Annotated in this window: 10 protein-coding genes and 1 tRNA gene; 5 read left to right on the top strand and 6 right to left on the bottom strand. The window is 36.9% G+C overall.

From position 1 onward, the window contains the following. The first annotated feature begins 785 nt into the window (after positions 1 to 785). The 5 genes from M0P98_08270 (at position 786) to M0P98_08250 (ending at position 5,329) form a co-directional block, all read left to right on the top strand. Positions 786 to 1,064 (top strand): hypothetical protein, encoded by a 279-nt coding sequence (locus tag M0P98_08270; GenBank protein ID MCK9266843.1) that lies wholly within the window; start codon positions 786 to 788, stop codon positions 1,062 to 1,064. Beyond that, the gene (locus M0P98_08265; protein MCK9266842.1) at positions 1,036 to 3,342 is read left to right on the top strand and encodes a toprim domain-containing protein; all 2,307 of its coding nucleotides are present in this window, start codon (positions 1,036 to 1,038) and stop codon (positions 3,340 to 3,342) included. Before M0P98_08270 ends, M0P98_08265 begins: the two co-directional genes overlap by 29 nt. Positions 3,343 to 3,346: 4 nt before the next feature. Beyond that, entirely contained in the window at positions 3,347 to 3,799 is a 453-nt protein-coding gene (locus M0P98_08260) for a hypothetical protein (GenBank protein ID MCK9266841.1), read from the top strand. Further along, on the top strand, positions 3,792 to 4,019 hold the full coding sequence (locus M0P98_08255) for a hypothetical protein (protein MCK9266840.1): 228 nt from the start codon (positions 3,792 to 3,794) through the stop codon (positions 4,017 to 4,019). Before M0P98_08260 ends, M0P98_08255 begins: the two co-directional genes overlap by 8 nt. A gap of 77 nt (positions 4,020 to 4,096) precedes the next feature. Beyond that, positions 4,097 to 5,329, top strand: coding sequence for a site-specific integrase (locus tag M0P98_08250; GenBank protein ID MCK9266839.1), 1,233 nt, complete (start codon positions 4,097 to 4,099; stop codon positions 5,327 to 5,329). Positions 5,330 to 5,419: 90 nt separating this feature from the next. Here M0P98_08250 and M0P98_08245 read toward each other — a convergent pair. The 6 genes from M0P98_08245 to M0P98_08220 all read right to left on the bottom strand — a co-directional run bounded on the left by M0P98_08245 (position 5,420) and on the right by M0P98_08220 (position 9,544). Next, positions 5,420 to 5,501, bottom strand: a tRNA-Leu gene (locus tag M0P98_08245). Further along, complete coding sequence (locus M0P98_08240) at positions 5,501 to 6,583, bottom strand: tyrosine-type recombinase/integrase (GenBank protein ID MCK9266838.1); 1,083 nt, start codon at positions 6,581 to 6,583, stop codon at positions 5,501 to 5,503. The genes M0P98_08245 and M0P98_08240 overlap by 1 nt, the downstream gene beginning before the upstream one ends. A gap of 55 nt (positions 6,584 to 6,638) precedes the next feature. Further along, positions 6,639 to 6,920, bottom strand: a complete 282-nt coding sequence (locus M0P98_08235; protein MCK9266837.1) for a helix-turn-helix domain-containing protein — start codon at positions 6,918 to 6,920, stop codon at positions 6,639 to 6,641. 80 nt (positions 6,921 to 7,000) lie between these two features. Next, the gene (locus M0P98_08230) at positions 7,001 to 8,899 is read right to left on the bottom strand and encodes a DUF3854 domain-containing protein (GenBank protein ID MCK9266836.1); all 1,899 of its coding nucleotides are present in this window, start codon (positions 8,897 to 8,899) and stop codon (positions 7,001 to 7,003) included. Next, positions 8,800 to 9,324 carry a DUF3854 domain-containing protein gene (locus tag M0P98_08225; GenBank protein MCK9266835.1) on the bottom strand — a complete coding sequence of 175 codons (525 nt, stop codon included), beginning with the start codon at positions 9,322 to 9,324 and terminating at the stop codon, positions 8,800 to 8,802. Before M0P98_08225 ends, M0P98_08230 begins: the two co-directional genes overlap by 100 nt. After that, entirely contained in the window at positions 9,275 to 9,544 is a 270-nt protein-coding gene (locus tag M0P98_08220) for a hypothetical protein (protein ID MCK9266834.1), read from the bottom strand. Before M0P98_08220 ends, M0P98_08225 begins: the two co-directional genes overlap by 50 nt. Between the last annotated feature and the right edge of the window lie 625 nt (positions 9,545 to 10,169).

The following is a 10,169-nucleotide window of genomic DNA, read 5'->3' as shown; positions in this document are numbered from 1 at the left end:
CACTTACCTTAAGAAACGATATCTTGGCAGATAGTTGAAAATATTTGAACTTATTGAGTAAATTTTTTTATAATGGGGATAGAACCCCATTGTGAGCCCATCTTATAATGACTTGCCTTAAAATCTTAGCGTCAATAGCGTAAAAATCAATGTTCTCGCTTTAAACTATACCCTCCATCGTATTAGGTTAAAACAATACTTTATCTTCCATCTCTATATGTAATCCAGAATTTTGACATTCCTTTTAATGTATATTCCCTTCCTTCTGTTTCCAGTATTATCAAATAGATTAATCTAATCCTATAAGTTGTTCTTCCAAATAACAAGAATTTATTGTTAGAAATATTTCTCAATATTGCTCTTTTTCTTAACTTTGTTTAAAAACTTCCTAAAGTTAATCATATCAATGCTTTAGCCTCTGTTTTTATTTTTTTATTGGTTACTCAAATAAGATTTTTAAAGTTTATTAATAATTTTGTTGACTCATTGAATAATATATATAGAGGGGTAAGAAACAGAAACAAATTTATAGTAAACATTGGTTACTTAAATAAGATTTTAAAATTTTATTAATAATTTTGTTGACTCGTTGAATAATATATATAGAGGGGCAAGAAATAGAAATAAATTTATAGTAAACATTGGTTATTTAAATAAGATTTTAAAATTTTATTAATAATTTTGTTGACTCGTTGAATAATATATATAGAGGGGTAAGAAACAGAAATAAATTTATTTTAAGCATTGTGACGTGATAATAATTAAGTAAAGGAGGTGGAAATAGGATGAAAAAGAATGTAGAAATACGAGATATTATGACAGCCGCATTCCTGCTTGCAAAAAAACACACATTAGTATCACACAATGTAGGTCCTTCAGGCTTTGTGACTTTTATTTTTAATGATAGTAAAGGTTCCATTGAACGAGAGATACAGAAGCATATTAGCGGAACAGCGAAAGTGGGGTCACGAGATTTTGTTGAGGCCTATAGAGGCTTACGTAGTTTAATTTTACACAAAAAGGAGGAAATAAGAAATGGAAAATTTAATAGTAGACAACATTGAAAGTAACTTAAAACGTTCCAACGAAACAATTTTTTTTAATAATTTAGATGATAACTATGTCAGTTGTTTCAGTGATTCTTTGAACAAGATTCTGGACCGATTGGAGCAGGTAAAAAGCTTACCAAATAATGAGTATACGGCTTTATGTCCTTCCCATGATGATAAACATCCCAGTTTATCTATAACAGAGCAAGATGGAAAGATTCTTATGTATTGCCATGCTGGATGTGTACTAAAAGACATTGTTAATTCTATAGGATTAACGATGTCGGATTTGTTCCCACTCTCTTCCAAAAAACGCCAACAGAAAAAAATTGAAGAAGTTATTTATGATTATGTAGACGAAGAAGACATTCTGCTGTATCAGACAGTACGTTCAGATGGTAAAACCTTTCGCCAAAGACGTCCAGATGGCAATGGCGGGTATTTCTGGAATTTGCGTGATGTGAGGCGAGTTTTATACCACTTGCCAAATGTTATACAGGGAATTAGCAACCAAGAAACAATATATATTTGTGAGGGAGAAAAAGATGCCGATAATTTAGCAAAGCTTAATTTTGTTACTACGACAAGTCCTATGGGTGCGGGAAAATGGCGAGAAGATTATACTGAAAGTTTAAAAGGTTGTTGCCAAGCTGTAATTATCGCAGACAAAGATAAACCAGGTCGTGAGCATGCAAAAACAGTAGCAGAACAACTACATAAAGCCGGAATTCCTGTTAAAGTAATAGAACTACCCAATCTGAATGGTAAACAAATTAAGGATTTCTCGGATTGGCTTTCAGCGGGTGGAATGAGAGAAGATTTCCTTGACATTGTTGATAAAAGTGATATATGGAAACCTTCAGAACAAAATCACGATAAAAAATTGTCGTCCGAACTTGATTCGTTAATCCAAAAGTTTGGATCCCCTTTTTATACAGGTAAAAATGGCAAGATAACAGGGATTAATCAGAATTTTTGGGCAGGTGCACATAATTGTGAAAACATTCAGTTGTATGAGCCTGATGATAGTGTATTTTACCGATATAACGCAGAAAATGGACTTTATGCTCCTATTTCAATGGACAAAATTAAAACAGAAATTTCTACAAAGATACTTGAGGTATCAAAAGTAATAGATGAACCTTCCCTTGAAAAATATCGGACAAATCCAACTCTTAACCATATAACTGCTCTCCTGAAAGGAATAGGTGAGAAAAAAGATGCTTTTCGGCACGAAAAAAAAATTATTCACGTTGCTAATGGCGTTATTGTTTTTAATGAAAAGGACGACTTTAACTTTTGTAAGTTTTCCCCTGAATTCTTCTCTCGTAACCAATGTCCTATTAAGTATAATCCTTCTGCGAGGTGTGATAAGTTTTTAAACGATTTTCTATACCCTGCCGTTTCAGAAGATGATGCGCTTCTTATTCAAAAATATACAGGATTGTCATTATTAGGTAGTAATCTAATACAAAGATTCCTAATTCTTGACGGCCAGCCAGGGCGAGGGAAGAGCACCCTATCTTTAATAATTCAATCTTTAGTTGGACAAGAAAATATCTCTGAATTAAGAACTAAACATCTATCTGAACGATTTGAAATTTATAGATATTTAAAAAAACAGTTGCTGGTAGGAGTTGATGTTCCAGGTAATTTTCTCACTGAAAAAGGAGCTCAAATTATTAAGGGACTCGTAGGTGGTGACTATTTTGATGCTGAACAGAAAGGTGGAACAGGAAATTTTCCCATTAGGGGAGATTTCTGTATTCTAATAACATCTAATTCTCGTCTTCGCGTTCGTCTTGACGGAGATGTTGACGCATGGAAAAGAAGACTCTTGATAATCCGTTTTAATACAACAACTCCACCTAAAAAAATTCCAAACTTTTCCAATCTGTTAATAAAAGAAGAAGGTAGTGGAATCTTAAACTGGGCTCTACAGGGGCTGGGTGTGCTATTAAAAGAAATAGATAAATATGGTGATATTTATCTGACAGATTCACAAGATAGCATTGTTGATAGTCTCTTAGCTGAAAGTGATAGTTTGAGATATTTCCTAAAAGAGAAGGTTGTAAAAGATAAAGCAGGTGATCTTTCAACGGATGAGATTGTTAAAGCATATAACGAATATTGTCCTGATAAAGGATGGGATCCTAAACCAATTACCGTGGTGCAACGGGAGTTAGAAAGCTTAATGCTTGAATTGTTTCAAACAACCAAAGCAAATTCTATAACACGAAATGACAAAAGTTGCCGGGGTTTTCGTTATGTATCATTTAAGGAGAACACATAGAATCATGGGAGCAGATTACTCAAATTGGATTATTAAAAAACCTAATATTAATGGAATAGTTGTTGTAGAAAAGGATATTTTGAGACGCTTGGGACGGATAAATACAACTGACGTGGGTATTGAAAATATTCCTGTAGAGGAAGAAAAGAATGATGTATGTGTACAAGACTTTGAAAATAGCGTCCCAACTGTTCAAGAAACTGTTACGGTTGCAAGTGTAAATGATGAATTGTTTACAGGAGAAAAGAATAATCCTTTATCTATTCTAAAAGAATGGCAAAGGAAATACTTATCGCGGCAAGCAAAGAAAGAATTTTGGATGGTTGTCAAAGGAATCACAGGGCAGAATTATAGAAAAATTGACATAGATATTCCTGTGGAAGACATTATTGCAATAAATAAACATTTTGATATGTTAGAAAAAAATATGTGGGGCAGGTCTTGTAAAAATGAATAAATTAATTACTAATAATGCGGTAAGTATGAAGTATATTGCGGGAGGAGGTGAAAGAACTATGTTTGAAAAATTACTTGAAGTAGAAAAAGCGGCAAAGTATTTGGGTGTATCAGAGAAAGATAGGGTGAAGAGGAGCGTGTCCCATGTTCTTTCTAAGAATACCCTTTGTTTGCAATTAAAAACCAGGGCGGTATGTTGGTCCGGGAACGAACATAAATAATAGGAGATATCAAAATGACAATGGCAGTATATAAGAAAGGCAATAAAGATGGGGAATAAAGTAAGGATTGAGAATAAATGAATTATAAAAATACCAAACATGTGACTGAAAACGTAGCTTTAGAAAAAGACTTGTTATTGGCACAGCGTGAGAAAAATCGTAAAATATACATATTAGCGCAGATGCTCATTGACAAGTTAGAAATAGATTTTCTGGCTGCTGGTTTGTGGAGAGACCTCCCAATAAAGGAGGTCTCTATGAGGCTTTTCAAACAGAAAAGAAGCAAGTTTTGGTATTTTGATGTAGTTGTAGGCAGCAAAAGAATCAGATACTCAACTAAGTGTGAGAAGAAAAAAGAAGCAGAGATGGTAAAAGCTTTGATGGTAAGTAAGATTAAGAATAATACATCATTTGAGGAGATACTAAACCATTCGCTTCAAGAAGCATTTGATAAGTATTTAGAGGAGTGTTCCAAGGGTATTAAGGATTCTTATCAGAGAGATGTTTTCTCGGCACAGAATATACTTAAATACTTGGGCGATCTTCAAATAAAGGATCTCACTCCAGAGAAGATATACAACTGGCAACAGAAAAGAAGAAAGACCTTTGTAGCAAAGGGTAAAATTATTTCTCCCAGGACTGTGAACATAGAGAGGGCATTCATTCACCGCGTTCTAGAGGTAGCGAAAACACAATGGGGCTGGCTGGAGAAGAACCCTGTATCTAATATACCGCCTCTTCCCTATTATGGAATCCGCGAGAGATGGCTTTCTGAAACCGAAGAGCAAATCCTTTTATTGCTTGCTGACCATCAATGGCTTAAGGATATCATTGTGTTTGGGCTCTATACAGGTTTCAGAAAAGGTGAAATACTCTCTCTAAAATGGAACCAGGTTTTTCTTAATGCCGATATCCCCTTTATTAGGTTGGTCAGGGAAAAGAGTAAGATAACAATGGATTTTCCTCTGGTAGATGATAAATTACTGGAGATATTGCATAGACTATTTGCTCTTAAACAAAATTCTGATGAGTCTGTCTTTATTGATGAAAATAATATGCCTGTAAATGAGTCCAGGTTAAGATACTGGTGGGATAAGGTAGTAAAGAAAGCTGGATTTAAAGATGTAGTTTTTCACTCTTTAAGACATACCTTTGCTACAAGGTGTTGCAGGGCTAATATGCCTGATAGGATGGTTATGGGACTTTTGGGTCAAAAATCAATAAAAATGACACATCAGTATATGCATCCTGACCTGTCCATGATGTCAGAAAAATTAAGGTCTTTGAGCCTTCAAAAGGAAGCTGTTTAAAAAAAATGGCATACTTTTGGCATACTTTCAGGAATATCCTCTCCTATCAAAACTCCTAAAAAACCTTAAAACCCTTGCGGTAGTAGGCAGTGCGAGAGGGGGGAGTTGAACCCCCATGGGTCGCCCCACTGGATCCTAAGTCCAGCGCGTCTGCCAATTCCGCCACCCTCGCTAATCTGTTAAAGCCCTTGCCCCGCTTGTGTTTTCGGAGTTCGGGATATTTTTATTTTTTTGGCAATTATGGCAATGTGTCCAAAATGTGTCCATAATTTCGCAGTAACGGTCAACCGCCGCCTTCTTATGACTGGGCGACAGGTGCGCATATCTCAGTGTCATCAGATACGATTTATGCCCCATAAGCTCTTGAACCGTCATTAAATCTATCCCCGCCATTACCAGTTGTGAGGCAAAAGTGTGTCTTAAGTCATGAAACCTGAAATCCGTTATACCTGCCTTCTTTAATGCTTTTTCAAAAGAGCCTCGTATATCCCGTATCTGTTTGCCATTCTTGTATGAGAACACATATTGGCTTCTCTTATTCCGAGGATGTGCAAACAGTGTATTGTAAACTATGTCGTTCATAACTATTTCACGCTTCTCACCGTTCTTGGTTCGCAAAAGAGTTATGAGTTTGTGGTTAAAGTCCACATCCCGCCATTTGAGAGCTAAAATCTCACCTCTTCTCATCCCTGTATGCAGTGCCAAAGTGACAATAGCTGCAATATTACCTTCACATGCAGCCATAAGCCGCTCTATCTCCTCAAGTTCAAGAAACCTAATCCTTTTATTCTCTGTCCGTAATAACTTTATCCGGGACAGCGGATACTCATCTATTATACCCCATTCCATTGCTTTGTTCAACATTGCTTTTAGACATTTCAGTTCATGGTTAACCGTTGGTGGCTTTACTTTTTGAAGCCGGATTCGCTTATAATCTTCAACGTCAAAAACATTTATCTCAGTCAGGTATTGCCCTTTGAAATGGCCAAGCAAGTGGTTAATGCATATCTGGTCCCGTGAGAAAGAGAGTTTATTGGGACGTGAATAGTTTTTCATATACAGCTTGGCAAAGTCCTCCAGTGTGATGAGTTTTTCCTTCTTTTTATCAAGGAACCTGTCCTCTGCAATCTGAGTAAGCCGCTTCTTAAGGGCAGCATCGGCAACGGCTTTGCTTTCAGAGACGGTTTCCCGTATCCGCCTGCCCTTATACCTGTAGTCTATACAACACTTTTTACCTCTCTTAGATAGTCCCATATTCAGCCACCAATATTACTACAAATCCTCTGTAAAGTCAAGTATATCAAGGGTTTTAAGATTTTTTAACCTTCAATAAATTACTCTCTATCCACTCATCCATCCGGACCTTATCAAACCTAAGTGTCCGGCCTATCTTTATTGCAAACGGTACCTGTCGCTTCCACACCTTCTTATAAAGCGCGTTCTCGCTTATTCCCAAATACTCCGCCGCCTCCTTTACATCCAACAGCCGTTTCTTTACGTAGTTCTTGGCCACATTCTTTTCTAATACTGAAGGGCTTTGAGAATCCTGATGAGCTTTGAGTGCTTTTATTAACTCAAACTGACTATTCATGTTCCACCTCCTCCTTCTCAAAACCAGAAAGATAGGCAACAATTTCAACAACATCTGAGTTAGGTACATCATTGAGATTTTTATAAAACTGACCTGTTATTCCATGAACAACGCCCCAAAAAGTTTTTGATGCACCGCGTTTGGTATATTTTTTTTGAAACTCCTTTAGTTGTGCAATAGGGGTGGTATCTTTCCGGTGTCCAATTGTCCGATTCAATCTGAATATTGGACAATTGGACAACATTGGACATAGGGGGTTGTCCAGTGTTAACACCTTTAATATCAAGGGTTTCACCCACTTTGGACAATTGGACATCGTTAACTATAGGAGGGGGAGAGCTCCCTTCATCAGAAAAGATTTCATCAGGGGGTGGCATAGGAGAGATAGCGTCTGGGATAGATATAACCTTTAGTTTTTGTGTTACCCCTCGCCCTGTCGTTTCCAGCAGTTCATTGGCAACACTTTCATTGATATATCTGCGGATGGTCTTTTCTGATAACTGCAATTCTTTCATCACCTCTGCCCTTGTAACCGAATCTTCTGTTTTTTGTAACTTACGGCAGGTTTTTAAAAAGTTTGTAACTACATTCGATACGACGCTTATAGATTGGCTTATCAATTCCCGAAACCTGTAAATAAGCTCATAATCCTCTCTGGTCGCTATGATGCGGTTATGTTCATCCAGGGTACGTTGGTATTGGAAAAGTAGTGCGCTTGATTTAATAAGTATAAGAACCTTTTTGAAATCACGGTTAAACCTTTCGTTATCAACAGAAAACAAGTCTGCTATCTTATTTGCAAAAGGGATGACAACCTGTGCGGGTTCTATAAGAGTATCTGCTAATTGCCATATTCTGAAAGGGATGAAATTTTTTTCATATTCTTCACCCCGAGCCAACTTACCTTCGTGCTGATAATAGTCGCGCTGTAGTGATTTATCGTGAGATATTTCTATCTTTAGGACTCTGGTATCCAGTTCATAATCTATCTTGCCGTTGGCACAGGTGGTTATAAACACCAAACCTTTACTATCTTTTTTTATGCTCAGTGGAACCAGTTCCCCTGACTTACTTTTCCCCACAGTACCAAGCTTTAGCGCCTGTTCAGATAACGCTGTTCGTAAAACATAGCTGACATACTCGTTTCTTTGCCCTGTACTCTCATAAAAAATTATTATCCTATGAGCAAGCGACTCTTTCGTGTACAAAAAATACTGCTCGGAAACGCTGGTAAAATCTTCTCGCTCTGATTCTGGAGTGGTTTTAAGCACCGCTTTTATCATAGCGGATTTACCAATAGCAGAAGTTCCAATCACTACTAAGCTTACACTTTCATTGAATTTTCGGGAAGTAAGGACAAGTTTAACTGCTATCAATTCTTTGTCTCTACCCCTGTATTCAGAATGACAGGCCTCTAAAAACCTTTCTATTAAATCCGGGGATTTTAAAAGCTCTATGGCCTGCTGTTTCTCTTCTTCAGTGTACTCTGGGTCCTTCTTGCTCGCTGCATCCCTGATAAGTAATATAGAAGCCCGGATTGTCTTTGGGGAAACGGAAAGTTTTTTGGAAAGCGTATTAACGATTATCTCGTTTTTCAATTCATCTATTTCTGCAACTGCAAGTGCCCGAATAATACTCTCCTCATGCTCGTTTCTTATAAACTGGGTAAGCTCTTTTGCGTTGTTTTGGAGAGTGTTTATAACAGTTGTTAAATTCTCTCCTGCCAGCTCTTTTTGGGTAAGGTAATCGTCTATTCCTTTTCCGTCATCTGCAAGCCATTGGGCAAACTTTACGATTGCTCCTTTGCCGTACAGTTTCAGTGCCAGTTCCCACAAGGCATTTCTTACCTGGGGATTAACCCATAAATCTGCGTCAAACGCTAAAAAGATGGTCCTACCTTGCAGGTTGAATTCCAACAGTTCTTCCCACAACTCTTTAGAATCAGTATCATCACTGTTTTCCCCGCCTTGAAATTCCAAACGCCTGACAGAGCGATAGCTAAACAGCCCTCTTTTGTCAGTTTAAGGGCTTTTTTCTCACCTTCGGTTATCCATAGAGGTTTATGAGGTTTTTCTACTACTTCCCACACTAACGGAAGAATATATGGTCGGGCTGGTATTCCTTTGGGATGAAGATATTTTGTGCCCTGTAAGGGGGGATAGAGGCGAAACCGTGAAAATAACGGGTTGCCCTGTTTATCAAGATATGGGATTTCCAGTATTTGGTAGAATGTTTGTAGTATTGGATGGCCGTTAAACGAAGCAAATCCTAATTTCTGTTTCAGGTTTTCTTGTTTCCCAGTGAATTCTTTAATACCGTATTGCTCCAGAAACTGTAAATCCAGGCCAGATTTTTTAATATCTTCCTGTAAAGCCAGTTTCTCTTGTTCTGTTATTTTTCTCATTTCTTTTTTCCTCCCGAGCACGTAGAATAATACTACGAAGCCCTCTATATGCTTCAACGAAATCGCTTGATACAACTTTTGCCTTGCCGCTCAGATGCTCGTGTATATCCTGCTCACTAGAATTGTTTTTATCTTGAAATCTGAAAGATACAAATCCTGTATCTCCCACATTATGAGAAATAAGCGGATACTTTTTGGCAAGTAAAAAAGCAGCTGTCATGATGTCGGTTATTTCTAATTCTTTCTATTTCTCGCTTTTCATTTTTCTCTCACCTCCTTACTTTTACATGGTGAAAATTCAGTGAATTGGCAGAAAGGAAAAATGAAAAAATAGAAGAAGCCTAATAAATAAAGGGTTCAGGGAGGATTAGGAAACTTTATTTTTTAGAAAAAGCTGCGGTGAAAATTCACCGTTTCAATGATTTTTCACCATTAGGCGGTCTTTTAAGGGGTGTGGGATACTGTTAAATAAATCATAGTTGGGGAAAGATATTATGGAGTATTAGCAATGGAAAGGAGTTGTTAAGAATTATCTGTATCTTCTTCCATATAATTATCTTGCATGAATTGTTGTTTTCTTATTTTAAGGTCACTGGAAGGGTTTGAATACTCGGAGAATTGGGTATCGATAAGCTCTTGTAATTCATCTTTAGGAGATAATGAATTTTCTGCATCTACGGGGCAACTATAAGTGGCTTTGAAGTTTGTTTTATATCCAACTTTTTTGATATACTTAGCTACCTAATTTCCCGCAAAAATTATAACTATGTAGAAACAGATATCTTCAAACTTTCCAGAATTTCTCTTTGAGATTTGGTAATCTCAGTAAGAATTTGTCCATACCT

The sequence above is a fragment of the bacterium genome (assembly GCA_023230585.1).
Taxonomy (GTDB): Bacteria; Ratteibacteria; UBA8468; order B48-G9; family JAFGKM01; genus JALNXB01.
This window is presented reverse-complemented; position numbering and strand designations above follow the sequence as displayed.